The following is a 24,689-nucleotide window of genomic DNA, read 5'->3' as shown; positions in this document are numbered from 1 at the left end:
GCATGTGCCGCGTCACGCCAGCCGCGCATAGCCGCGTTCGATGGCCTCGTTTTCCAGCTCGCTGATACGCGCGTAATCGTCCATCGAGCGTATTTCAAAGCCCTTTAAACGCAGCCGCCGGGCACGCGCGGGCTGCAACAGCAGCGCTTGCTTCAACGCGCTTCTCAACGCGATGATGCGATCCGCCGGCAGCGCTTTCGATGCAATCAGCGGCAAGCCCGGCGATGCTTCGGTCCATCCGATCTGCCTGACGGCATGCGCAAGCGCCGGCCGTTCGTCGCGCACGAACGCCATCGTCACGCAGTCGATCGCGGCAAGATCCGCGCGGCGTTCGGCCACGGCCTGCAGCGAAGCGAGATGTGAGCCGGTTTCGATGCTTGAATCGAAGAAGCGGCCGCCGCGCGCCAACGGTGCGAAGACATGCCGCAATGTATTGAAGCCGCTGTTCGAATCGGTCTGGTTGAACGCGACTGTCGAACCGCGCAAGCTTTCGAGCGTGGCGAACGATGCACCTGCATGCGTGATCAGCGCGCTCGAATAGCAGGGACCGTCGCAGCCCGGCGCGTCAAAGCAAGGCGTTGCAACGAGTTGTACCGCGTCGCGCAATTCGTGCGTCAACGGGTAGCCGCACGTTTGCGACAGCAGCAGATCGTTGCGGCGCCAGAGCGCCGATAAGTCGTTACCGCCGTCGACTATGCGCGCCGCCGGCTCGACGATGCCGAGCACGTCCGCAAGCCAGTCGCGCCAGCACGCTGCGAGCGATGGCGAGACGTTGTACATCGGCAGCGCGGCAATCCAGGGAACGGAATTCATGATGCGCCCGATTCTGGCACATCGTCGGAGCCTCGCCAAACCGCGCCGACCGCGGCAAGCGCGCCACGCCATATGGCCGCGGCATGGCGCCACCGCGCTGCGTCACGGTCATTCGACGTGATTGAGCACGTCGAGCGCGGACTTGCAGGCCCCCTGCAGTTGTTCGCGCATCAAGTCCTGCACGCCCGGATCGTGATTCACGATCGCATCGCGAATCCGCACCGACTGCTCGAACGACGCCCGCATGCGCCCGCCGCGCGCCATTGCGATACGCCGCACGCGCCGCACCGGACCGATCAGCGCGGCATGGCTTTCCTGCAGCGTGTGATTATCGGCAATCGTCATCACGACCGTATAGAAGCGATCGAGCGCATCGACATAGCTCGCGGGATTGTCGTCGGCGACGGCGCTTTCCATCGCGGCGACCACATCATCGAGCTGCGCGCGGCCGAGCGCGGTAATGCGGTCCGCGGCGAGTTGCACCGCAAGGCACTCGAGCGCCGAACGTACCGTATAGATTTCTTCGACGTCGCGCACGCTGACCGAGCGCACGAACGCGCCGATGCGCGGCAGCATCGTGACGAGCCCTTCGCGTTCGAGCTGCGCGAATGCTTCGCGCATCGGCGTGCGGCTCACATTCAATTGCTTCGCGACCTGTACTTCGGACAGGCGGCTGCCCGGCGCGAGCACGCCTTCGACGATCGCCTCGCGCAGCGCCGGCACGACCACGCCTTCGCTCAACGAGTCGCTCGTCGCATGAATGGTGCGCATGCGCGCGTGGTACTTGCGGCCGATCGTATCGAGCGGCGGCGCGAGCGGCATGTCCTGGTGCTGGCCTTTCTCGGCTTTTTTTGCGGTTCGCAATTGGAGCTCCCTTCTCCCTTCCGATGATCGTAATAACCCCTCGCCGAGCATTCCGGTTGACACTGCGATGTTCATTGAATACGCTGTATACAGATTATACAACATCGAGCCTGCCGTACCAAGGCCTGAACCAACACCCGAACCAAGACCCGCACCAAGACCCGAACCCAAGGAGAGCACGTGGATCACGTTTCTTTGCCGCAGCCCGTATTGATCGAAAAATCCGGCGCGGTGCTCACGTTCACGCTGAACAACCCGGACGCCGCCAATGAAATCACCGGGCCGATGTTCGACGCGATGATCGCCGCGCTGCGCAGCGAAGCGATCGAGCCGAGCGCGCGCGTGCTGCGGCTGCGCGCTGCGGGCAACGCATTCTGCAAGGGACGCGAACGCGCGGGCCGCGACGCGGCGTCGGTTCACGCCGAGGTGGCGCGGCTTATCGAATTGAAGAAGCTGCTGCGCAGCACGTCGCTGATCAGCGTCGCCGAGGTGCAGGGCGATGCATTCGGTTTCGGTTTCGGCCTCGCAATCCTGTGCGATTTCGCGATCGTATCGAGTGCTGCGCGCCTTGCGTTCCCGGAGATGAAAGCCGGGCTGCCGCCGGCCGCGATCATGGCTTACCTTAGCCGCTATGCGCTGCCCAAGCGCGTGTTCCCGATGGTGCTGTTCGGCGAACCGCTTGCGCCTGCTGTCGCGCTCGAGGCGGGCCTGATCACGCAGGTTGCCGAGCCCGATACGCTGAACGCGGCAACGGACACGCTGATCGAACGGATTCTCGCGCTCGACGAGACCGGCGCCCGCAATTGCAAGGTGTTCTTCCAGGCGGCGGAAGAAAACGCGCTCGAACAGAACTTCCGCTTGGCAACGGAAACGCTGACCGTGGCGACCATGCGGCTGTTGCAAAGCCGCTGAGCACTGAACCGCCGACGTCGCAACCCTTAACGCAATCGTCGACGCAACACCCGACACACGCCCGCGGCAACCACCCCCCGCCGCGCAAAACAACAACCGACCGGAAACTGGCTGGAGACGTACAACATGAACGTGAACGCAGGTGCAAGACTCGACCGGCTACCGATGTCGGCGTTTCATCGCCGGATCATGTGGCTGATCGGCATCGGCATGTTTTTCGACGGCTTCGACATCTATGTCGCGTCGACGGTGCTCGGCGCGACGCTGAAAACGGGCTTCTCGACCCTCGCGCAAAACGCGTTGTTCGTGTCGCTGACGTTCCTCGGCATGATGCTCGGCTCGCTCGCCACCGGCTTCCTTGGCGATCGTTTCGGACGCCGCTTCACGTATCAGGTGAATCTGGCGATCTTCGGCCTCGCGTCGCTCGGCGCCGCGATTTCTCCGACCATGAACCTGCTGATCGCGTGCCGCTTCCTGATGGGCGTGGGTCTCGGCGCTGAAAACGTGGTCGGCTACTCGACGCTCGCCGAGTTCGTTCCGCCGCGTTCGCGCGGCCGGCTGCAAGGGCTGATGGCGGTGTTCGTCGTGACCGGCCTGCCGATCGCGGGGCTGATCGGTTTGCTCGTGATTCCCGCACTCGGCTGGCGAGCGATGTTCGTGCTGGGCGGCATCGGCGCGCTCGGCGTCTGGTACGCGCGCAAGTCGCTGCCCGAGTCGCCGCGCTGGCTCGAATCGGCGGGCCGCGAAAAGGAAGCCGAAGCGATCCTGCAGCGCATCGAAGGCGAAGTCACGAACGAGCAGGGCAAGCCGTTGCCGCCGCCGGCCGTCGCGGCCGCGAAGTCCGGGCATGCGCAGCAGCCGATGAGCTTCGGGTCGCTGTTCTCAGGCACGATGCTGCAGCGAATGATTGTCGGCTGCGTGTGTCTCGTGGTCATCAACACGCTGCTGTATGGCTTCGTCACGTGGCTGCCGACGTTCTTCGTGCATCAAGGCTTCAGCATTGCCAAGTCGTTCGGCTATGCGCTCGTGATGTCGATCGGCGCGCCCGTCGGTTCGGCCATCGGCGCCTTCACCGCGGATTCCTGGGGGCGCAAGAAGACGATCATCATCGCCTCGTTGCTGGCCATTGTGTTCGGCGCGATCTATCCGTTCGTCAGCAATCCGCTGTTGCTGCCGGTGGTAGGCCTGCTGCTGACCATACCGATCTATGTGCTCGTCGCGCTGCTGTTCGCCGTGTACGTGCCCGAACTGTTCCCGACCGAAGTGCGTCTGCGCGCATCGGGCATCTGTAATACCCTGGGGCGTGGCGCGACGATCGTGACGCCGTTCATCGTGGTTTCGCTGTTTGCGCAGCATGGCGTGGTCGGCGTGCTGGCGCTGATGATCGGCCTGCTCGCGGTCCAGATCGTGGTGGTCGCGTGGCTCGGCGTCGAACCGACGGGCCAGCGCCTCGAAGACCTTCAACCGGGCGACGCGCTCGCGCACGATGGCGTCAACGCCGCCGCGCGGGTGTCGCCGCTCAAGTAACAATCAACCCAATCGCACGAAACCGCACCGAACCCGCAAGGAAATCGAAAAGGAAATCGCAATGGATGCAGTCAACAATCAGCACCTCGAAGCCCAGCTTCTGATCGATGGCGAATGGACTGGCGCCGAAGGCGGCCACACGATGGACATCGTGAACCCCGCAACGGGCGCCGTGATCGGCAGCCTCGCGGCGGCGTCGGAAGCCGATGTCGATCGCGCGGTGCGCGCCGGCCACGCGGCGTTCGAGCGCGGCGAATGGCGCGATATGCCGATTCAGCAGCGCTCGCGCATCATGAACAGATTTGCCGACCTGTTCGAAGCCGACCTCGAGAATTTCTACAAGCTCGAAACACTGAACAACGGCCGGCCGATCGCTGAAACGCGCGCGCAGATTTCGCGCCTGCCGCAGTTCTATCGATATTTTGCGGCGCTGTCGCTGACACGCCGTAGCGACGTGATTCCGATCGAAGGCCCGTATCTCTGCTATACGCAGCGTGTGGCGCTCGGCGTCGTCGCGCTGATGACGTCGTTCAATCATCCGTTGATGATTCTGTCGAAAAGCCTCGCACCGGCGCTCGCGACCGGCAACAGCGTCGTCATCAAGGCATCCGAGCAAACCCCGCTGACGACGGTGCGTCTCGTACGCCTGCTCGAAGAAGCGGGCGTGCCGAAGGGCGTGGTCAACGTCGTGAACGGCGAAGGCCGCGTATGCGGCGCGGCGCTCGCGAAGCACGAGCTGATCCGCAAGGTCGTGTTCACGGGCGGCACGGAGGTGGGCCGCTCGATCGGCGAAGCGGCCGCGCGCACCTTCGCGCTGACTACGCTCGAACTGGGCGGCAAGGGTGCGGTGATCCTGTTCGACGATATGGATATCGAACGGGCCGTCAACGGCGCCGCATTTGCGTCGTTCATCGGCGCCGGGCAGACGTGTGTGTGCGGCGCCCGCATTCTCGTTCAGGAAACGATCTATCAGCAATTTCTCGAACGTTTCCGCGCGAAGGCGGCCGGCATCCGCGTCGGCAACCCCGAAGACCCGAAGACGCAACTGGGCCCGGTGATTTCCGACCGGTCGCGGCAGCGCATTCTCGCCATGCTCGCGCGCGCCGAACAGGACGGTGCGAAGCTTTTGACGGGCGGCAAGATTCCGTCGCATCTGTCGCAAGGCTTCTTCCTCGAGCCGACGGTGCTGTACGACGTCAATCCGGGCTGCGAAATCGGCCAGGAAGAAGTGTTCGGCCCGGTCACCGTGGTGATGCCGTTCAAGGACGAAGCCGACGCGATCCGCATTGCCAACGACTCGCAGTTCGGCCTTGCCGCCTCCGTGTGGACGATCGACGTTGCGCGCGCGCATCGGGTGGCGAGCAAGCTCGAGTTCGGCATGGTGTGGGTCAACGACCATCACCGTCTCGACCCGGCATCGCCGTGGGGCGGCTTCAAGAACAGCGGCGTGGGCCGCGAGACCGGCATCGAGTCGTTCGACCAGTTCACCGAGCCGCGCGCGGTGACGGTCAACACGACGGGCAAGACGGTCGACTGGTATGCAGACGACGGTCAGTTGAAGCGTCTGAACTGAAGACGCGCACGCCGTAGCAGAAGCCTCGGTTGCATTGGCCGGCGCCGTGTCGAAGCGGCGCCGGTTTGCGTGATGGCGTCGACGCGATGCCTACCCGTGCTTCGCGAGCATGCACTGGTGATCGAGCAACGGCTCGGCCGTGCCGCTGCCGTCTTCGATATTCAACGCGCTGTTGACGATCAGCCAGCCATCCTTCGTGGTGCGCCCCGCTCCCGTGACGAGTATGGTCTGTTCGGCCATCTGACCGGAATCCGGAAGATCGCGCGCGACGACCCGGAACGGATTGTTTTCTCCCTCGAGGTTCGGCACGCGCATCACGCGATAGCGCTGTTTATCGAGTGTCGCCGGATGCCACTGGAACAGCACCTGGTCGCGATACGGCGCAAGCGCGGCAACGATATCGTCGCGCATGCAATCGATATGTATATGCAGCTGCTCTTGCGATCGCCGGAACTGGGAATTGATCTCGAGCCCGAGCTGATCGTCCTGCAACTGAACCTTGGCCCGGTCATTGACGTAATGCCGCGCGTTCCACGCATCGACCCAGTAATCGGGCGCGTCGGGTTGCAGAATCAGCGGACTTTCTATACCGCTCACGCGGTCGGTCGGAATCAGCAGGAACTGCGTGGCGCCGACGATATCCTTCAGGATCGCATAGTGTTTCTTCAGATTGACGTCGGTGCATGCGCCGGGTTTCCCGATCGACTGCTCGGGCGGCACGCACTGTTCACTGACGATCTGCCATAGCGCATTCGGATTGCTGGCCGCTAGCGACGCGCAGGCGCCCACGAACACGGCCAGCGAAAAGACCAGTGTTTTTCGCAAGAAGAGGAGCATGGAAGAGACTCATCGGTAGTTAGATTGTGGGTGGCGCGAGAGCGCCGAGAACCTGTTCGAATGCGCTACCGATCGCAAGCAGTTGCCGGTCGCTGCCGACCGGCCCATCGAGTTCGATACCTACGGGCAAACCGTCCGCGGTGCGTCCCGCGGGCAACGACAAACCGGGCAGCCCCGCGTTGGCGGAAGGGTCCGTGTTGCGCAGATAGGCCATCATCGTATCGAGCATGCGGCCATGCAGCGATACGACGGACGAGCCGCGAATTTCGTCGAGCGGCGTCGCCGGAAGAATCGTGGTTGGAAACATCAATGCATCGACGCGTCCGTTTGCGAATGTCGTTGCATAAAGCTGCTGCAGTTGCGGCCGCCATGTGGCGAGCGCGGCCTGATAGAGCGGCGCGAACGGGTCTGCAAGAATCGCTTCGAATATTTCGCGCACGTCGGGGCTCGCAATCGAGCGTGCGAGTTCCTCGACCGTCTGCACCGGCGCGTCGTTCGCGACGAGCCATGCACGCATGTCGGCCAGCGTTTCGTGAGCCGTGATCGGTGCCGTGCGGTCGTTGAGCGGCATCAGTTCGCGCATCTCGAGTTCGACGAACGTGACACCCGCGGCTACGAGCTTGCGCTGCGCGGCGCGCGCGACCGCTTCGAGCGATGCATCGAGGCCGTCCCACAACGGCGCAGGCAAGCCGATGCGCAAGCCCGACAGTGCCACCGGCGGCTGTGCGGCGTCGCCGGTAATGACCGCGTCGAGCAGCGCGGCATCGGCCACGGTGCGCGTGATCGGACCGACGGTGTCGCGCGTATGGCTCAACGGCAGCAGCGCTTGCGGATCGTGATAGCGGCGCTCGGCGCCGCCGTTGCCGACCGAAGGCCGAAAGCCGACACACCCCGTCAGCGCGGCCGGAATGCGGTTCGAACCGCTCGTGTCAGTGCCGAGACCGGCCGTCACGATGCGTGCGGCGACCGCGACCGCATTGCCGCCCGACGAGCCGCCTGGAATCAGGCCCGGGTCGTACGGATTGCGCACGGGGCCCGGCGCCGCGAAATTCGTGCTCGTGATGCCGCATGCGAGCTCGTGCATGTTCGCTTTTCCGAGCAGCACTGCGCCCGCGTCGAGCAGGCGCTGCACCGAGGGCGCATTGGTTTTCGGTTTGAAGTCCGCGAGTGCGGGCGTCGCGCCGGCGGTCTGCAGGTCTGCCGTGTTGATGTTGTCCTTGACGACCACGGGCAGGCCCGCGAGCGGCAGACGCGCTTTCTCGCCGGGCGATAGCGCGTCGATACGCTGCGCGGCCGCGAGCGCGCCTTCCATATTGAGCGCGGTCAAGGCATTGAGGCTCGACAGCGCCGCCGCGCGTGCGAGCAGCGTCGCAACGTAATCGGTTGCGAGCAGCTTGCCCGCCTGGATGGCCGCAACTGCTTCGCATGCGCTCAGTGCCAGCTGTTCGTCGACGGTCCATGCCATGCGTGTTTCCTCCCGGTCGGACGCACGAAGCCCAACTCGCGCCGGCGCGCTTGAGCCGCGCGGCGCGAATCGGATGCCACGCTGCACCCGTTACTTCTTCATGAAACGCAGAGCGAGCCGCGCGAGCCGCGGCATCAGCGTGGGGCGCAGAAGACGCACATCATAGCCGCTCATGCGCTGCTCGTTTTCGACGAGGCATAGCTCGAGAAGTTGCCGTGCGTCGAGCGCAGCGCCGATCGTCGAGCTGTTCGCGGCGAGAAAATTCGAGTCGTGCATCACGCCGTCGGCGTCCATGCCCTTCGCGATGCCTACGCGGTCCCACACCAGTTTGACCCAGATCGCAGCGACGCGCAGCGAATGCCACGGGCGGCGCCACCACGGCATCCTGCGCCTATACCACGCGACCCAGTTGATGAAGAAGAGGATATGGCGCGCCTCTTCCTGAATGACGGGCTCGAACGTTTCGACGAGCGATTCGGGGAAGTAGCCCGATTGCTGGGCCGAACGGAACAGGCCGAAGGCAAAGAAGCTATCGATGCATTCGCTATAGCCCGTGAACATCCATGCCCATTCGGCGTCGCGCGGCGCCGGGTATTCAGGCTCCGGCGCGAGTTCGATGCCGTAGGCCGCGACGAGGTGCGACAGCACGTGCTTGTGGCGCGCTTCTTCGGCGCCGTCCATTTCGATCGCTTCGCGCAGCAGCGGGTCTTTGACCGTGGCGGCGTACGTGGCCACGCGAATCGATGCGCGGCCTTCGGTTTGTACGGCGATGTCCCAGATCGGCAGCGAAGTGAGGCGCTGCAGTGCGTCGGGTGCGAGCGGTGGCCAGTCGAGTACCGCGGGTTTATAGGGATTATGGGTTTCCAGCAGCATGCGGCAGAACATCTGCTTGTGGGCCTCGGAGCCGATCCGCATGCGGGCGTGGTCCCGGAACGTCCAGTTTCGCAGCGCGTAATCTTCGCCGGCAGCATCTGTCAGGGTATCGGACATGGCAAATTTATTTAAGGCATCTTACGTAAGACATATGTCGCCCTATTTTGTCACAACACACTGGAACGGCGCTTGCACCGGCACGACAGGCGTGGCCGGCGGCCCGCGCGACGAATCGCGCGCGGCGCGCGCGAGGCCTTGTGTGGCCTTGACGTGGCCTAAATGTTGCCTTGGTGCGGTCTTGCTGCGGCTTGGATGAAAGGCGGAGCGCGCCGATACCGGACGGAACCCGGCAAGCGTTGGCGTACGCGCGTCTTTGCGCGCGTTTCGGGTGACTAACCGGCGAGGCGCCGTGCCGTTATTGATGGTCGTCGACCCACAGGCGTCCCCAGCGGAATGCATAGGCGAGCGCATGTTCTTCGTCGAAGAAGTAGTCGAGGGCGTCGAACGAATAGGCGCGCCCCGGCTCGGCCGCGCTTTTCTCGATGGTCAGATTGGCCGCGAACAGCCCGTTCGGCAGGCGCTGCGCAGCGGGAGCGACCTGGTAACCCTTGTAGCGAATCAGTCGGTTCATTTGCTCTTGCATCCGGTTTTATTGTCCGGTTGACGCGACTATCGGTCGCCAATGCGCGTCCGTCTGTGGGCTGGCACACGGTTTCGCGGATGCTTTGTGCGCACGGCCGCATTGCCGTGCGCAATGGGTCGTGGCGCGACGGACGGCGCAAAACGTGACGGACGCAACGTGATGGACGCAAAGAACGCGCGCATGTGAAGCCGCGATGCGCGGCGCGCCATGGGCGGGCGGCGCGTTAGTCGGCCAGCGCGAAGATCCCGGCGGCGCCTGCATGCGACGGGCCGCCGCCGGCTGCACCGTGATCGCCTGCTTGCGCCTCGCCGCCGAATGCGATGGCGAACTGGGCGGCCTGGCGGCCGACGGTTGCGAGCTGCTCGGCGACCTTCGGGTCCGAGCAAAGCCCGGCGCTGTCGAAGCGTGTCTCGAGCGTATTGATGCCGGCGCCGAACGGCGTCGGCCAGCCGCGCAGCGCGTGCACGATCGAGCGCAGCGACGTGAGCACGGAGCCCGCGGCCTGCCAGCCGTATGCGGTGACGATACAGCCGGCCGCACGGCCATCGAGATACGGGCGCGCATCGTCGCGCAGGTCTTCGAGCGTATCGAGCGCATTCTTGACGAGCCCCGATACGCCGCCGTGATAGCCGGGCGTTGCGATGACGAGCGCATCGGCGTGGCGCACGGCTTCGATCAGCTCCAGCTGCTCGTCGGTGCGCTCGTCATTTTCAGGTGCATAGTGCGGCAGCCGATGCAGGAATGCGCCGCCGAACAGGCGCGTCTGCGCACCGGCTTCTTGCGCGCCGCCTAGCGCGACGGCAAGCGCGCGCTCGGTCGACGATGCGGCGCGCGTCGTGCCGCCGATGCCGACTACGAGCGGCGCGCGGGAATGCTCGAAACGGTTCAACTGAAAGACTCCTTGCTCGGTGACGTCGGCCGCGATCACCGCATAGCATGCAGCGCGGACGATCGGGCGCGCGGACGGACAACGGCCAGAATCGCTATCTTGGAGTTGCATGTGCGCGGCGTGAACCGACTTTTCGTTCTAACGATATACCGAACAGGGTTTGTTTGCAGAAACGCAGGCCGGTGTGCCGCTGCGCACACGATGCTGTTGCGCAGCGGCGCCATGAAGTTCAACGCGCTTGAGCTTTGCGTGTGCCGCCGGCCGGCGTTCATACGCAGGCGCTGGTGAGACGCTAGTGGGACGTTCGCGATGCCGGGAAGGCCGGGTGCGGCGCGTTCGAGGTCGGTGCGCCGGCCATCTCGTCGTGCATCGACGGAATTGCTTCGGATAACGGATAGGCCTTCCCCGTCCACGGAGCAAGGCTGCTTTCCCACTTCGCGATGACCGCCGACGCGATGCTGTTGCCGACCACATTCGTTGTCGTACGCCCCATATCGATGAACTGATCGATCGCGAGCAGCAGCACGACGCCTTCGACCGGCAGCCCGAACAGCGGCAAGGTGGCCGCAATCACGACGATCGCCGCGCGCGGCACGCCGGCCACGCCCTTGCTCGTCAGCATCATCACGAGCAGCATCCAGAACTGTTGGCCGAACGACAGGTGAATGTCGTAGGCCTGCGCGATAAAAAGCGCGGCGAACGCCTGATACATCATCGATCCGTCCAGATTGAACGAGTATGCGAGCGGCAGCACGAAGTTGCTGATACGCGGCTTGACGCCGAAGCGTGTCAGCTGCTCGATCGTTTTCGGGTAAGCGGCTTCGCTGCTCGCCGTGCAAAACGCGATAATCATTGGCTCGCGAATCAGCTTCACGAGCGCGAAGACCGGTCTGCCGAGCACGCCGTAGCCGGCCGCGAGCAGCACGCACCACAGCACCATCATGCTGAAATAGACCGCGCCGATAAACTTGCCATACGTGACAAGCATGCCGAGCCCGTGCACGGTGATGACGGCGGCCACCGCGCCGAATACGCCGAGCGGCGCGAACCACATCACGTAACCGGTAATTCTGAGCATGATCGAGAACAGCCCCTCGATCGACGACAGCAGCGCGGGCGGCAGCCGGTCTTTCATCGTGCCCATCGCAATACCGAAAAACAGCGAGAACACGAGGATCGGCAATATCTCGTTGTTCGCCATGGCTTCGATTACGCTCGAAGGCACGATGTGCGTAATGAAATTGTGCAGATTGAACGCAGCGGTGCTGACGCCGGCCGCCGCGCCCGCGGCCGGCACGTGCAGATTCATTGCGTGCCCGAGGTCGAAGGCGTTGGCGAGCACCATGCCGATCAATAGCGACATGAACGACGCGCAGATAAACCAGCCGAGCGCCTTCAGGCCCGCACGGCCGACTGCCTTCGGGTCGCCGATCGCGGCCAGCCCCGCAACGATGCCGCTGAATACGAGCGGCGCGATCACCATTTTGATAAGGCGCAGAAAGATATCGGTAATCAAGGAGAAACTGCTGGCCATTTCTTTCGCCGCTGCAGGCGAGTCGGCCGATTGATGGCACACGTACCCCGCGGCAATGCCGATCAGCATGCCGATCACGATGGCCAGCCCCAGTCTGTTCTGTTTCACGCTTTGTCTCCCGCGCTCAGGCGCATTGAAAATGACTTACGCGTTCGGGCGGTGCGCCGTTTTTTGCCGTTTCGCAAGGCGCGCCGCAGGCGTATCTTCATCGACCAAAATTCAATGCGTCGTATCCGGCGACTTGCGCGGCGCAGCGGGTGGCGCAGTGTTTCGCGTTGCGAGGGTTCACAGTGAAACAACGGGCTGCGCGTGCGGTGGATGCGTGGCTGATTCTGCGCCTGCTCGTAGAGTCGATTGCGCGGAAGGCAGCGGTTCGAACCCATAGGCATAACGTATGCAGCGCTGCGCGAGCACGGCGGTCGCATCGAGCACGGGCCGCGTGAGATCGCCATCCGCAAGCACGAGCGGAACTTCCGAGCAGGCCGCGATCACGATATCCGCACCTGCGTCGACGAGCGTTTCGCCATAGGCACGCATCGCAATTTGCGCCGTGGCGGACCGGTCGCCGAGTTTGATCCGGTACAGCAGCGCCATCAGTTTTTCCTGGTCGACAGCGTCGAGAACGACAGTGCGGCGCCCGGTCCGGATGAAAGCGTTCTGATAGAGAAGCGCGTGAATGCAGCCGCTCGTCGCCAGCAGACCGAAGCGCAGTGCATGGGGGAATGCGCTTTCGCAGACCGCGCTGGTCTCGTCGATCATGCTCACGAACGGCACGCTGGCCGCCGCGCGAATGTCGGGCTCGAATGCATGAGCGGTATTGCACGGCATCACGAGAAAATCGGCGCCCGCGCGTTCGAGGCCGGCCGCCATCGCAGCGAGCGTGGCCCCCGGCGACGCGCCGCGGCCCGCGATGGCCTCGCTGCGATCGGGCACCTTCGGGTTCGAATCGATCAAAACGCGCAGATGATCCTGTTCGCGTTCGGCAGGCGTCGCGGCCGTGAGCTTGGTGAGAAAGTCGGCCGTCGCCTGCGGGCCCATGCCGCCCAGCACGCCGATCACACGCCCTGCCGATGCGCCATTGCCCATGACGATCCTCGATCGCGGAAGGTATGGCGTCGATGATAGTTTTCAGCGCCGCAATGTTCCAGATCCATTTGCGGCGCCGATGTTTGTCACGCGTGTAAGCCTTGCGATTTGCATACTTCGAGCACGCGGACGACTGTTTTATGCAAAAATTCTGCCCTTGCCGACGAGCGCGATGAATAAAAATGAAAGGCTCGCCGGATCACCATGGGGAAACCCGCCATACAAATTCCGCGTGCGTACCTCGCGCGCACATCAAACAGGCGACAAGGAGTAGACAGTTGATTCAGCGCATCTCGCAGTTTTTCACGCAGGTCGTGCACCGCGTGCTTCCCGACCCTTTGATTTTCGCCATCTTCCTGACCATCGCGACCTTCGCGCTCGCGTTCGGCCTCACGCCGAAGCCGCCCATCGAACTGATTTCGCTATGGGGCGCGGGCTTCTGGAATCTGCTCGCGTTCTCGATGCAGATGGCCATGATTCTCGTCACCGGCCACGCGCTCGCGAGTTCGGGCCCGATCAGGCGGATGCTGGTCGCGCTTGCGAACTCGGCACGCACGCCGGGGCAAGCCGTGATGCTGGTCGCGTTCGTCGGCGCCGTGGCGTGCGCGATCAATTGGGGCTTCGGGCTCGTGCTCGGTGCGATGCTTTCGCGCGAAGTCGCGCGGCGCGTCAAGGGTACCGACTACCGGTTGCTCGTTGCGTGTGCGTATATGGGCTTTCTGACGTGGCACGGCGGCCTGTCGGGATCGGTACCGCTCGTCGCCGCGACCAAAGGCAATCCGATGGAAAAGACCATCGGCCTGATCCCGGTGTCGCACACCATTTTCACCGGCTATAACGCGTTCATCACGTTTGGCCTCATCGTCATGTTGCCGATTCTCGCGCGTTTGATGATGCCGAAGCCGCAGGATGTGGTCGCGGTCGACCCGGCATTGCTCGAAGAACCGCCGAGCGTCGAACGCAAGCTGCCCGCGAATGCGACGCTCGCCGAACGGCTCGAAGAAAGCCGCCTGCTCGCGATTCTCGTCGCGCTCGTCTGCTATGGCTTTCTCGTCGTGCGCACGGTAACGAAGGGCTTCACGCTCGATATCGACACGGTGAACCTTGTGTTCCTCGCAACCGGCATGCTGCTGCACAAGACGCCGATGGCGTATGCGCGTGCGGTAGCCGCGGCGGCGCGCGGCGCCGCGGGCATCATGATCCAGTTTCCGTTCTATGCAGGTATTCAGGCGCTGATGGATCACTCGGGGCTCGCCGGCGTGATCACGAAATGGTTCGTCGATATCGCGAACGTCCACACGTTCCCGCTGCTAGCGTTCCTGAGCTCCGCCGTGATCAACTTCGCGGTGCCGAGCGGCGGCGGTCACTGGGTCGTGCAGGGGCCGTTCGTCATGCCGGCCGCGCAGGCGCTTGGCGCGGACCTCGGCAAGTCGGCAATGGCGATCGCGTACGGCGAGGCGTGGACCAATATGGCGCAGCCGTTCTGGGCACTGCCGGCGCTCGCGATCGCGGGCCTCGGCGTGCGCGACATCATGGGCTATTGCGTGACAGCACTGCTGTTTTCGGGCGTGATCTTCGTCGCCGGGATGTATCTGTTCTAAAGGCCGGCGGCACTGGAACGCTTGCTGGCTCTCAAGCGTTCAGACGGCTCAAGGGCGCGTGCAACTCGATTGCACGCGCCTCGAACCAACCTCCATCAAGCCGGCTTGTTACGCATGAGCGTTTTCGGCGGCTCGTCTCCTCGCTTCATGAGGCCCGTGCGGGCCAGATCGTTGATCAGCGTGTTGGTCACGGTGCCGACGAACGTTGCGATCGCGCTCAGTGCGCCGAGCACGCCAATATCGACCGCTTAGTGATGGCGATACAGGTTGCCGAACGGCGGGCGCCCGTTCAATGCCGCGCCGCCGCTACGCGTACCGGACACGGAACTGCCCGCAGCCGAACCGCCGTACGCACTATCGGCGCCGGCCGCGGCGGCCGCGCGATTGGCGACATAAACGGTGGCCGCATCCGGTTGCGCAGCCGGGTAGTGCACCTTGCTCGTCGGATACGTTCCGTTCTGTTCGGCCGCGATCAGCTCGGCACGCACTTGGGCACGCGTGAGCGGTGCGACGTCGGAAGCATGAGCGGTAAACGGAGCCGCGAAGGTAGCGGCGACCAGCGAGGCGGCGATAAGAGCATGGTTCAGACGTTTCATGGCTAACACCTTTAATAGAGTTTCCGTCGGCGACGGCATGGGTTGAACTTTAGAGGCGCGCACTCGCAGCGTGAATGGCGCGGCGGCTCATGAAACTGCTCGATCGGATCACGGCCTCGCGTCAGCTTAGGCACGCGCTGCGCGAGGGGTTTTCATGGAAACGTCGTGATTAACTGATTGATTAACGCTGGTGAAGTTAAAAGCGGGCGTGGCTGATTCGATTTCCCGATAAAGCCGCTGCGCGCGAATCGATGTTCTCGTGCTGTTGCGATTCTGGATTCGGGCAGCACCTGCGCCGCGCGTGCCCGCACGCGCAATGCCAAGCGAAGACAACCATACGGAGAGTCGGCATGAACATCGATTTCCACTACGGGGTGATCTACATCACGACGCGGCTCGGCGGACTATCTGCGAGAGACGCGCAAACGGTCGCGCACGCGTGCCAGTACATCGACGACGCAACGACGCCGGGATTGCTGCGATTTGCGGGCGGCGAGCAGTTCGAACGCTTCGCGTCGGCGCACAAGCTGTTCGACTACGTGAACGTAGAGGACGAAATGAACCGGCTCGTCTGGACGCCGTTTCACTTCCTGCCCGCGGGCATCGGCGACACGCTCGAGCAGCGCGCGGTTTGCCGGCCGGACAGCGAGGTCGCGCGCGAACTCGTGCGGCACGCACTCGAGCGCCGCGGCGCGGACAATGCGCTGCACCGGCTCGGCACGACGCTGCACACCTATGTCGATACATGGGCGCACCAGGGATTCTCGGGCATCGAATCGGACTACAACAGGGTCTCGCACCTCGAAGCGGATGATTGCTCGCGCGAAGACTGGCTCGAACGGATCGAGCGCTACACCGAACATCTGATCGACAAACTGCAATCCGACGCGCTCACGCGCGCGCTGCCGCTCGGGCATGGCGCCGCGCTGACCTACCCGGACCTGCCCTGGGCAAAATGGCACTACGTGAACGGCAAGGGCGAGGCCGTGCACCGCGATAACCTGCCGCAATTCATGGAGGCTGCGGACATGGCTTGCCGCGTCGTGCAGGCATGGGTGGCGAACGCCGCCGATTTCTCCGGTCAGCCGGGCTTGCCGACCGCTGCTAAAACGGCGCTGCAGCAATTGCTCCAGAACAATACCGACCGGGACGAGCAGAAGCGTCTTGAAGTGATTCGCGATGCGGTCGCAGCCGGATCGATTCCCGGCGTTCAGGAATCGGTTCCGCACTACATCGCAAAAGGCCCGGGCTCATGGAAACACGTTGCGACCGGCATCAAGGTGAAGGACGACGGGGCGGTACAGCCGAAACACACGAAGACCTTCGAAAACAGCGACTACCGCAGGTTCCACGACGCGGTGAAGGAGCAACGCTTTGCTGTCGTACAGGAGATTTTGCCGGCACGCGGTTTGAGGCTTGCGTGAAAGGGCAGGGTGCCTGCTGAGGCGCAAGGCCTCCGCCATCGACGATTTCCCCGACCTCGGCGAAATGGTTAGCGGCGCAAGTGTTTGCTGCCAATGCGTGCTCACTCGTGAAACGGCAGCGAGTCCTGGCCTGCCGCGCGCATCTCGAACACATTGAGCGTCATCGCGACCAGCGCATAGTAGCCGAGCAGGCCGACAAGATTGACGACGACGGTATGGCCGAAGCGGTCGACTGCCTGTTGATAGGTGGCGTCCGACACGCGTTTGAGTTCGTACAACTCGGTGGCGAACCGGTAGATCAGCTTGTCGTCTTTCTCGGCGAATTTCGGTTCCAGGCCGATCCGGATGGCCTCGGCGACGTCTGCCGGCAGGCCCGCCTGCATGGCGATCGGGTAATGGATGAACCACTCGGCCTGCGCCTGCCAGCGCGCTGCCGTGACAAGAATCGCCAGTTCCGACAGGCGTAGCGGCAGTCCGGTCTGATAGCGGCAGAATGCGCCGAGACGCTGCGCGTGCTGCGCGAGCTCCGGGCTGAAAATCCAGCCGAGAAATGGGCCGTCGAGGTTGCCGCGCGGGCCGCCAAGAATGTCTTGAAGAACAGCCTTCTGTTCGTCGGTGGCCGTGGCGGCCTCGAATCGCGGAAGTCTTTGGCTCATGGTCGGGTAAAAGTGGTGAGGCGCAAGCAGCAGACGGCGAACCGCTGCGGATTCGCCGCACGCGGCATGGGCGCAATATGAAGGTCTAGCCGCGCGGTTTAGTCAGTTGTGCGGCGGTATCGGCGGCGCCCATCCGCGCGGCCGCGTCGGCGGCCGAATTGCCGCCTGCGTCGCGCGCTTGCGGATTCGCGCCGCGCGAAATCAGCAGGTCGACTATGTCGGTGCGGTTGAACATCGCGGCCACCATCAATGCGGTGCGGCCGTCAGGCGACGCGCCTTCGACATCCGCGCCATGATCGAGCAGCAGTTCGATAATCGGTTTGAAGCCTTTGAACGCGGCGCCCGCGATGGGCGTCTGGCCGTTGTTGTTGCGCAGATTCGGGTCGGCGCCGCGTTCGAGCAGCGTGCGCACCGCGTCCTCGTGGCCGTGATAAGCGGCAAGCATCACGAGGGTATCGCCCTTGTCGTTGCGCAGATTCGGCGGCACGCCCTTTTCGATCACGGCGGCGAGCATTCCTGCATCGCCGCGCCGCGCGAGTTCGAACACCTCGTGTGCGAGCTCGATCAGTTGCGGATCGATTCCTTCGGATGGTTGCTGCGCTTGCGTCGGCTTCTGGGTGTCGGTCATCGCGGACTCCTCGTGATAGGGGGGCGGCGCCGGTGTGCGAAGCAGCATTGACCGGCATTCGGGGTGGGTCAAGCATAGCGCGGATCGTCTGGCGATGTAGTAAAACGGCGTGCGAAAACGCTAACGTAGGCCCGGAACATGCTGATCACAGCCGAAGCGGCGGAAATCCCGGTTGCCGCATTCAACGCGTTCATCTTCGTGAGGACAGCCATCATGGCGACTGCCGACAGTCGGGATTTCGCTGCTGCCTGTGCCGCGCGCGTAAGGATGCGCGATGCCGCGTGCGTGCTCGGCATCGTGTGCGTGGCGCTCTTTTCGCCACGCATCGTGCAAGGAGCAACGCCGGCGGCCGCGTCGATCGCGATCCCCGATTGCACGCTGATCGACGACAACGCGTCGTATAACGGCGCAGCTACTTCGCAGCAGGACGCCGCGCGCGTGCGGATGGTCAGCGACGAACTGCGTGCCCAATTGCGCGACCGCTCGCTTTATCGCGTCGCCGACAACACGCCGGCCAGCGCTTTGATCGACAAGCTCTCGGCCTCGCAGAACCTGAACGCATGCAACGGCTGCGAACTCGAGATCGGCCGCAAGCTCGGAACCGAACGCGTGGGTGTGTGCTGGGTGCAGAAGATCAGCAACCTGATCATCAACATCAATCTGCGGGTCGAGGACGTGGCAAGCGGGAAGACGGTGTTTCAGCGCTCGGTCGATATTCGCGGCAATACGGATCTGTCATGGCGCCGCGGCATAACGGCGCTTGTCGATCTGCTCGCTGAGGAGCGTGATGCGACGCACTGATGCGGACTGATGCGACTGATGCGCAAGGTGCGCCACGTGCGCGACATCGCAGCTCGAGATTATTGTGCGTCGCCGTCGCCGTCGCCGTCGCCGTCGCCGTCGCCGTCGCTCTTGCTGCGCTGCGCAGCAGCGTCGAACATCTGCTTGAGCTGTGCGCGCTGATCGTCGGTCAGGTGATTGACGGAAGGTGGCATTGCAAGCACGACATGCAGCCTCAGTTCGCCCTGGTTGCCCGACGCATCGGATAATCCATGCGCGGGCAACCGAATCACACTGCCTTGCGCCGAGTTCGGCGGAATCGCAACGCGCAGGTTCCTCCCGAGCAGATGCGTTTCGAATGCGCCGCCTAACGTTGCCGTGACGAAATCGACCTTCAGTTCGCTCGTCAGATTAAGCCCATCGCGCTCGATATCGGAGCCGCACAAAATGACGACCGAGAGCACGGCGTTGCCGGCCGCGCCGCCGTTCGCGCCGGGAAAGCCGCCGTCGGGCACCGTCACGTGCTGGCCGTCCCATGCGCCGGCCGGCACGGCGACCTGATCGGTTTTCCAGTAGCTTTCCGATCCGGTGTTCTGGCAGGCGCCGCAGCGATCGACGTTCGCGCGTCCGCTGCCGCCGCAACTACCGCAGCGTGCGCCAAGAGCCGATTTGCCTTGTCCAGCGCAATCGCCACAGGGTCCGGCATTGAAACGCGCGCTCATTCCGCCACATTGCCGGCAAGGCGCGGTTATCTGGTAACCGCTCGGCACGTGGCCGCCGTTCAAGGCAATGTCGAGCGGCACATAGAGCTTGTCGTGGCGGTTCGCGCCGCGCATCGGCGGCCGGTCTTCACTCGACCGGTATGCCTGCCAGCGGTCCGACGTCGAGGACCAGGGTTTGCTGTTCGTGTCGCGTTCGCTCGTACGCGGCGACTGCGGTTGCGGCGCCTGCGCCTGGCGGCTTTCTTTCGGCGTGGCGGAAGCCCCGTGCGCCGCGGGCGCGCGTGCACCGGTCAAGACTTCGAATGCTTCCTGAATGCGCTTGAATACGGGCTCGACGTTCGATTCGCTGCCTTTGTTGAGGTCGGGATGGTACTTTGCGCGCAGGCGCCGATACGCCTTCTTGATCTCTTCAGGCGAAGCGGTTTCAGGCAGATTCAGCCGCTTGTAGTATTCCCCGATGCTCACGCGTTTTATCCGTCGTCTTTGCAAGCCGCAAGTCTATCAAGTGATGCGATCGCGGCGAGGCGAAAATTTTCCGGGCGTCGCGTAACGACGGTAAGGCCGGCGCGGTCCGACATGCCGTCGCAGACCAACGTATCGGCGCGGGAACTCCGTTTTGCGCGGCGTTTCTCACCGATACTCATGTGTAAAAGCAGCCCGAATGCGCGGCTGCCGCCAACGGTAAGGAGTCTTGCAATGACGGATCTGACAGGCAAGGTTGCGCTTGTGACGGGTGCAAGCCGCGGCATCGGCAAGGCGATTGCGCTTGCGTATGGACGATGCGGGATGTCGGTTGCGCTCACGTATAAGGACGCAGCGCAGCCCGCGCGCGAAACGGTCGCGCAGATCGAAGCGAACGGTGCGAAGGCGATCGCGATTCAGGTCGACGTGAGCGACGCGGCAGGCATCAGGAGCATGGTCGATCGTGCGCGCGACGCATTCGGCAAGATCGACGTGCTCGTCAACAATGCGGGCATCGGCCATGCGAAACCGTGGCAGCAGCTAACGGCTGACGATTGGCACACGACGCTCGCCACGAACCTTACGTCGGCGTTTCTTGCGTCGCAGGAAGTCGCGCCTGAGATGGTGTCGCGCGGCTGGGGTCGTTTGATTATGCTATCGTCGGTGGCCGCGCAGACGGGCGGCGTAATCGGTCCGCACTATGCGGCATCGAAGGCAGGCATGATCGGGCTGGCGCACAGCTATGCGACGCTACTCGCGAAAACGGGCGTCACGTCGAATGCAATTGCACCGGCACTGATCGAGACCGACATGGTCGCCGGCAATCCGAACATCAAAAGGGATGTGATTCCGGTCGGCCGCCTCGGCAGCGTCGATGAAGTCGCCGACATCGCCGTACTGCTTGCGAACAACGGCTATATGAACGGCCAGACCATCAATGTGAACGGTGGCTGGTATATGAGCAGCTAGAGAATGAGTCATCCTCCTCTACAACCGGGCTGGATCGATGCGCCGCATCGGCACGCGGCGCTCGGCCGTTTTGCGCTCGAATCCGGCGAAAGCATCGACGATCTTCGAGTTTCGTATGTCGTGCACGGCGATCCCGACGACCGGTCGAAACCCGTGATACTCGGTCTATGCGCGATCGGCAGCACGCATCATCGGCTCGATTTCCTGATCGGCGCGGGCCGTGCGTTCGATCCGTCGCGCTTCACGATCGTCGTGGTCGACGCGCTCGGCAACGGACTGTCGAGCTCGCCGTCCAATTCGGCGACGCAGCCGCGCAGCCGCTTCCCGCGCTTTACGATTGGCGACATGGTGTCGAGCCAGAAGCGTCTGCTCGAACATCTGCGCATCGATGCGTTGCATACGGTTGCGGGCGCATCGATGGGCGGCATGCAAGCGTTGCAGTGGGGTGTGCAGTTTGCCGGCTTCATGTCGCACATCGTCGCGCTGGTGCCGATGGCGAAGACAGCGCCGTGGGCGCAGGCGATGAATCACGCAGGCCGGCTCGCGCTCGCGAACGCCAATCCGGAAATGGCGCGCGGCGGTGCGGCGACAGACTGGTCGGCGTGGATCGGCGTGATGCACGTATTCGCAAACCGCACGCCGCAGCGCTTTGCAAGCGACGCCGCACAAGCCGGTAGCGTGGACGCGTGGCTCAAGCAGCGCACGCAGTGGTGGAGCGCACAGCAATACGATCCGCTCGACTGGACGTATCAGTCGTGGGCCTATGACGCGCACGACGTCGGGCATACGCCGGGCTTCGGCGGCGACACCGCGCGAGCGCTCGCATCGATTACCGCTCGCACGATGATCGGCGTGCCGCGGCTCGATCTTTACAATCCGGTCGAAGATGGCGAATGGGCGGCGCGCCAGATTCCCGGCAGCACGCTGCTAAGGTTGCCCTACGACAGCGGCCATATGGCGGCGTCGGAGGCGGACCCGGCTGCGGCGCAATTTCTGAACGTGGAGATCGGGCGCTTTATCGGCGAGGCGTAGCGGGGTCGGCCACGAAGGCCTGCTGCGATCGCGCGCAAGCGCGCCTCATTGCCTGTTTACAACACTGTGCGCGAGTTCCTGGACAGGGCGTTGCCGGCCTGGTAACCTGGCGTCTGTGCAATGTGCAGGCAGATGGAGGACCACCATGGCAGCTATTTCTCATTCGCGCGAATCGAACGCCGCGGCGCGCTATATGCAAGCGACGCGCAACGTCGAACAGGCGTTCCGCCTCGTGCGCGGAGAAGCCGAGGGCGAACCGGCGATCAGCCATTCGGATGCGGTATCGCGCCTCGAGCGTGCGCTCGAGGAGTTGACCGAAGCGGAACAGCTGTTCGATTCGCTGACGCGCGGCGCGCGCAGCGCGCACTGAGCCACGCGTCAGGGCTTAGCCAATCGCGTTGAGAACGCGCCCAAAGAAACCGTCGGCGGCAGCCGGATTGAGCCAGCGCACGATTACCGTCATCCGGCGCTCGGGTTCGATCCACGTAAATGAGCTGCCCGCGCCGACACCGAAATAGCTCGACGCCGGCACGCTCGGGAAAATCTTTCTATCGGTGTTGAGCCAGACGAGATATCCATAGAACGGCGCGATCGCACAGGGCGTACGCATCCGCGCAATCCATTCGCTCGACAGCACGCGCCGGCCGTTCGCAACTCCATCGTCGAGCAGCATTTGCGCAACCTTCAACTGATCGTTCGCGCTGACCGACATGCCGCCGCCCCAGTGCGTACCGCCCGGTACCGATTGCATGCGCCGGCCGTCAATCTCGATCCATGCGTTGTCGTAACCGACCCATTGCCAGCTTTCGCTCGCGCCGGCGGGTCGCATGATCGCGTCGCGAAACACGTCCGGCAGCGGTTGCCTGAACAGATGCAGCAACGCGAGCGAAAGCTGATTGATACGCACGTCGTTGTATTCCCAGTACGTGCCGGGGCGCCGCAGCGGACGCAGGTCGCCTTTCTTGCCGTCGGGCGGTGCGGCAAAGTTCACGGTGCGAAAGTGATCGGCCTGATCCGATAAGCCGAAATACGTGCCTTGCCATTCGCTCGTCTGTTGCAGCAGGTGCGCCCATGTCACCGGCGCATTGTGCTCGTCGTCGAAGCCGATGCCGGGTACCCGGACGCGCACCGGTTCGTCGACGTCGGGCAACAGGCCGCGGTCGTGCGCGAGGCCGGCGAGCAACGCAAGATACATCTTCGCCACACTGAACGTCAGGTCGGGCCGATCCGGTTCGCCCCATGTGACGAGAACCCGGCCGTCCACTGCGATCGCGCCGGAAGCCGGTCCCCGGTCGTGCACCGGACCGAGCAGCCTGTTCCACGGCGGCGGGTCGTTCACGTGCACGCCCCAGTTGCCGGTCACATGACGGTCCCAGAGCGATTCGTTTTCCACTGCGAATTGCACGGCTTGCTGCAAAGCGTGTTGCATGAATACTTCCTGCTGTCAGGTCGAGGAAAGTGGACGGCCGGCGGACGCTATTGGATCTTTAGCGAACCTTGAGGTGCGCGCGTGCCCATCCAAGCGTAAAGAGACTGATGATTGCCGCGAGCATCAGATAAAAGCCCGGTGCGAGATTATTGCCCGTCGCCGCAATGAGGCTCGCGACAGCGAGGGGCGTGAACCCGCCGAACACGGTCGTACCGATGTTATAACCGAGCGCCATTCCCGTGGTTCGTGTGCGCGTCGGGAACAGTTCGGACATCAGCGCGGGAATCGGCGCAAAGTAGGTCGCTTTCAGTAGCGCGATCCAGATCACGGCCACAAGCAGGGTGGGCAGCGACGGATGCGCATTCAGAAACATGAACGCGGGATAGATGGTCACGAGAAACACCGTGCCCGCGCCGAGCATGATCCGCGTGCGGCCGACCCGGTCGGACCAATGCCCGACGAGCGGCGTCAGCACCATCACGATGCCGCCTGCAACCAGCGTGGCGATGAAACCCGACGATGCGGCAAGCCCCAGCTGACGCGACGCATAGGTCGGCAGATAGAGCAGCATGTAGTTGGCGGTTGTGGTCAGCACGAGCGAGCCGATCGACACGAGCACGCGCGCCTTCTGCGTGGCCAACAGCTCGCGAACCGGCGACGCGGCTTTTTCGGCGCGCTCGAACTCGGGCGTTTCGTCGATGCGCCGGCGAATATACAGACCGACCGGACCGATCAGCATGCCGAACAGAAACGGTATGCGCCAGCCCCAGCTGTTCAGATCGTCGGGCGCGAGCGTACCGGTCAGCACCGCGCCGAAGGCGGACGCGAGCAGCGTGCTCGCACCCTGGCTCGAGAACTGCCAGCTCGCCATGAATCCTTTGCGCTCGGGCGCGTGTTCGATCAGAAAGGCCGTGGAGCTGCCGAACTCGCCGCCTGCCGAGAAGCCTTGCAGAAGACGCGAAACAAATATGCCGAACGGCGCGAACAGTCCGATCGCGTCGTACGACGGCATCAACGCGACCATGCCGGTGCCGAGCGTCATCATGGTAATCGACAGTGTCAACGATGCTTTGCGGCCTTTGCGGTCGCTAAACGAGCCGAGCGCGAGCGCGCCGATTGGCCGCGCCAGATACGAGAGCGCAAAGGTGCCGAGCGTCAACAGCAACGACACGGTTTTATCATGCACGGGAAAAAACTGACGCGAGAGGATCGTCGCGAAGTAGCCGTAGACGATCAGATCGAAGAACTCGAGCGCATTGCCGATCGAGGTCGCGACGATCAGGCGCGACACGCTCGCGCGCGATACGGGTGGGGCGAGCGAGCCCGCCGTCGTGGTGGAGTCGAGGCGCATTGGCGATGTCCTTACGCGACGTT

26 protein-coding genes are annotated in these 24,689 nt (G+C 63.7%); 10 read left to right on the top strand and 16 right to left on the bottom strand.

Going from position 1 to position 24,689, the window contains the following annotated elements; all coding sequences use genetic code 11:
* Positions 1-12: 12 nt before the first annotated feature.
* On the bottom strand, positions 13-813 hold the full coding sequence (locus tag BTO02_RS31970; protein WP_075160968.1) for a phosphate/phosphite/phosphonate ABC transporter substrate-binding protein: 801 nt from the start codon (positions 811-813) through the stop codon (positions 13-15).
* 108 nt (positions 814-921) lie between these two features.
* A complete protein-coding gene (locus BTO02_RS31965) occupies positions 922-1,635 on the bottom strand; it encodes a GntR family transcriptional regulator (RefSeq protein ID WP_075161592.1) in 714 nt (237 codons plus the stop codon).
* Between the two features lie 222 nt (positions 1,636-1,857).
* Between BTO02_RS31965 and BTO02_RS31960 the strand changes: the two genes are divergently transcribed.
* The 3 genes from BTO02_RS31960 to BTO02_RS31950 all read left to right on the top strand — a co-directional run bounded on the left by BTO02_RS31960 (position 1,858) and on the right by BTO02_RS31950 (position 5,689).
* Entirely contained in the window at positions 1,858-2,589 is a 732-nt protein-coding gene (locus tag BTO02_RS31960; RefSeq protein WP_075160967.1) for an enoyl-CoA hydratase/isomerase family protein, read from the top strand.
* Positions 2,590-2,715: 126 nt separating this feature from the next.
* Positions 2,716-4,116, top strand: a complete 1,401-nt coding sequence (locus tag BTO02_RS31955) for an MFS transporter (RefSeq protein ID WP_075160966.1) — start codon at positions 2,716-2,718, stop codon at positions 4,114-4,116.
* Positions 4,117-4,177: 61 nt separating this feature from the next.
* Positions 4,178-5,689, top strand: coding sequence for an aldehyde dehydrogenase (locus tag BTO02_RS31950; RefSeq protein ID WP_075160965.1), 1,512 nt, complete (start codon positions 4,178-4,180; stop codon positions 5,687-5,689).
* Between the two features lie 90 nt (positions 5,690-5,779).
* On the opposite strand, the gene BTO02_RS31945 is transcribed toward BTO02_RS31950, so the two are convergent.
* The 7 genes from BTO02_RS31945 to BTO02_RS31915 all read right to left on the bottom strand — a co-directional run bounded on the left by BTO02_RS31945 (position 5,780) and on the right by BTO02_RS31915 (position 13,016).
* Positions 5,780-6,526, bottom strand: coding sequence for a CDP-diacylglycerol diphosphatase (locus tag BTO02_RS31945; RefSeq protein WP_075160964.1), 747 nt, complete (start codon positions 6,524-6,526; stop codon positions 5,780-5,782).
* Positions 6,527-6,545: 19 nt separating this feature from the next.
* Entirely contained in the window at positions 6,546-7,991 is a 1,446-nt protein-coding gene (gene iaaH / locus BTO02_RS31940) for an indoleacetamide hydrolase (protein WP_075160963.1), read from the bottom strand.
* A gap of 90 nt (positions 7,992-8,081) precedes the next feature.
* Positions 8,082-8,981 carry an aminomethyltransferase gene (locus tag BTO02_RS31935; protein ID WP_075160962.1) on the bottom strand — a complete coding sequence of 300 codons (900 nt, stop codon included), beginning with the start codon at positions 8,979-8,981 and terminating at the stop codon, positions 8,082-8,084.
* Positions 8,982-9,279: 298 nt separating this feature from the next.
* Positions 9,280-9,495: a transcriptional regulator gene (locus tag BTO02_RS31930; RefSeq protein ID WP_075161591.1), complete on the bottom strand. Its 216-nt coding sequence runs from the start codon at positions 9,493-9,495 to the stop codon at positions 9,280-9,282.
* Positions 9,496-9,730: 235 nt separating this feature from the next.
* On the bottom strand, positions 9,731-10,396 hold the full coding sequence (locus BTO02_RS31925) for an NADPH-dependent FMN reductase (protein WP_075161590.1): 666 nt from the start codon (positions 10,394-10,396) through the stop codon (positions 9,731-9,733).
* A gap of 292 nt (positions 10,397-10,688) precedes the next feature.
* Positions 10,689-12,038 (bottom strand): dicarboxylate/amino acid:cation symporter, encoded by a 1,350-nt coding sequence (locus tag BTO02_RS31920; protein WP_075160961.1) that lies wholly within the window; start codon positions 12,036-12,038, stop codon positions 10,689-10,691.
* Positions 12,039-12,215: 177 nt separating this feature from the next.
* Entirely contained in the window at positions 12,216-13,016 is an 801-nt protein-coding gene (locus BTO02_RS31915) for an aspartate/glutamate racemase family protein (RefSeq protein ID WP_075160960.1), read from the bottom strand.
* Here BTO02_RS31915 and BTO02_RS34600 point away from each other — a divergent pair.
* A complete protein-coding gene (locus BTO02_RS34600; protein ID WP_156884044.1) occupies positions 13,015-13,290 on the top strand; it encodes a hypothetical protein in 276 nt (91 codons plus the stop codon). The two genes, BTO02_RS31915 and BTO02_RS34600, sit on opposite strands and share 2 nt — an antisense overlap.
* 4 nt (positions 13,291-13,294) lie before the next feature.
* A complete protein-coding gene (locus tag BTO02_RS31910; RefSeq protein WP_075160959.1) occupies positions 13,295-14,617 on the top strand; it encodes a TIGR00366 family protein in 1,323 nt (440 codons plus the stop codon).
* Between the two features lie 95 nt (positions 14,618-14,712).
* On the opposite strand, the gene BTO02_RS34595 is transcribed toward BTO02_RS31910, so the two are convergent.
* Positions 14,713-14,850 carry a hypothetical protein gene (locus tag BTO02_RS34595; RefSeq protein WP_156884043.1) on the bottom strand — a complete coding sequence of 46 codons (138 nt, stop codon included), beginning with the start codon at positions 14,848-14,850 and terminating at the stop codon, positions 14,713-14,715.
* A 15-nt stretch (positions 14,851-14,865) separates the two neighbouring features.
* The gene (locus tag BTO02_RS31905) at positions 14,866-15,213 is read right to left on the bottom strand and encodes a DUF4148 domain-containing protein (RefSeq protein ID WP_075160958.1); all 348 of its coding nucleotides are present in this window, start codon (positions 15,211-15,213) and stop codon (positions 14,866-14,868) included.
* Positions 15,214-15,563: 350 nt separating this feature from the next.
* On the opposite strand from BTO02_RS31905, the gene BTO02_RS31900 reads away from it, so the two are divergent.
* Positions 15,564-16,637 carry a DUF6765 family protein gene (locus tag BTO02_RS31900; protein WP_075160957.1) on the top strand — a complete coding sequence of 358 codons (1,074 nt, stop codon included), beginning with the start codon at positions 15,564-15,566 and terminating at the stop codon, positions 16,635-16,637.
* Positions 16,638-16,738: 101 nt separating this feature from the next.
* Here BTO02_RS31900 and BTO02_RS31895 read toward each other — a convergent pair whose 3' ends face one another.
* Entirely contained in the window at positions 16,739-17,293 is a 555-nt protein-coding gene (locus BTO02_RS31895; RefSeq protein WP_075160956.1) for a carboxymuconolactone decarboxylase family protein, read from the bottom strand.
* Between the two features lie 85 nt (positions 17,294-17,378).
* On the bottom strand, positions 17,379-17,921 hold the full coding sequence (locus BTO02_RS31890) for an ankyrin repeat domain-containing protein (protein ID WP_075160955.1): 543 nt from the start codon (positions 17,919-17,921) through the stop codon (positions 17,379-17,381).
* Positions 17,922-18,059: 138 nt separating this feature from the next.
* Between BTO02_RS31890 and BTO02_RS31885 the strand changes: the two genes are divergently transcribed.
* Entirely contained in the window at positions 18,060-18,722 is a 663-nt protein-coding gene (locus BTO02_RS31885; RefSeq protein ID WP_332262272.1) for a DUF3280 domain-containing protein, read from the top strand.
* 59 nt (positions 18,723-18,781) lie between these two features.
* Here the strand turns inward: BTO02_RS31885 and BTO02_RS31880 are convergent, their stop codons facing one another.
* The gene (locus BTO02_RS31880; RefSeq protein WP_075160954.1) at positions 18,782-19,888 is read right to left on the bottom strand and encodes a DnaJ C-terminal domain-containing protein; all 1,107 of its coding nucleotides are present in this window, start codon (positions 19,886-19,888) and stop codon (positions 18,782-18,784) included.
* Between the two features lie 231 nt (positions 19,889-20,119).
* Between BTO02_RS31880 and BTO02_RS31875 the strand changes: the two genes are divergently transcribed.
* The 3 genes from BTO02_RS31875 to BTO02_RS31865 all read left to right on the top strand — a co-directional run bounded on the left by BTO02_RS31875 (position 20,120) and on the right by BTO02_RS31865 (position 22,256).
* Positions 20,120-20,854 carry an SDR family NAD(P)-dependent oxidoreductase gene (locus BTO02_RS31875; RefSeq protein WP_075160953.1) on the top strand — a complete coding sequence of 245 codons (735 nt, stop codon included), beginning with the start codon at positions 20,120-20,122 and terminating at the stop codon, positions 20,852-20,854.
* Positions 20,855-20,857: 3 nt separating this feature from the next.
* Positions 20,858-21,886 (top strand): alpha/beta fold hydrolase, encoded by a 1,029-nt coding sequence (locus tag BTO02_RS31870; protein ID WP_075160952.1) that lies wholly within the window; start codon positions 20,858-20,860, stop codon positions 21,884-21,886.
* Positions 21,887-22,031: 145 nt separating this feature from the next.
* Positions 22,032-22,256 (top strand): hypothetical protein, encoded by a 225-nt coding sequence (locus BTO02_RS31865; RefSeq protein ID WP_075160951.1) that lies wholly within the window; start codon positions 22,032-22,034, stop codon positions 22,254-22,256.
* Between the two features lie 15 nt (positions 22,257-22,271).
* On the opposite strand, the gene BTO02_RS31860 is transcribed toward BTO02_RS31865, so the two are convergent.
* A complete protein-coding gene (locus tag BTO02_RS31860) occupies positions 22,272-23,315 on the bottom strand; it encodes a serine hydrolase domain-containing protein (protein WP_075160950.1) in 1,044 nt (347 codons plus the stop codon).
* Positions 23,316-23,373: 58 nt separating this feature from the next.
* Positions 23,374-24,666: an MFS transporter gene (locus BTO02_RS31855; RefSeq protein ID WP_075160949.1), complete on the bottom strand. Its 1,293-nt coding sequence runs from the start codon at positions 24,664-24,666 to the stop codon at positions 23,374-23,376.
* Positions 24,667-24,689 lie beyond the last annotated feature (23 nt).

This window comes from Paraburkholderia sp. SOS3, assembly GCF_001922345.1.
Lineage (GTDB): Bacteria > Pseudomonadota > Gammaproteobacteria > Burkholderiales > Burkholderiaceae > Paraburkholderia.
The sequence above is the reverse complement of the archived record's forward strand: the minus strand, read 5'-3'. Positions and strand labels throughout refer to the sequence as shown.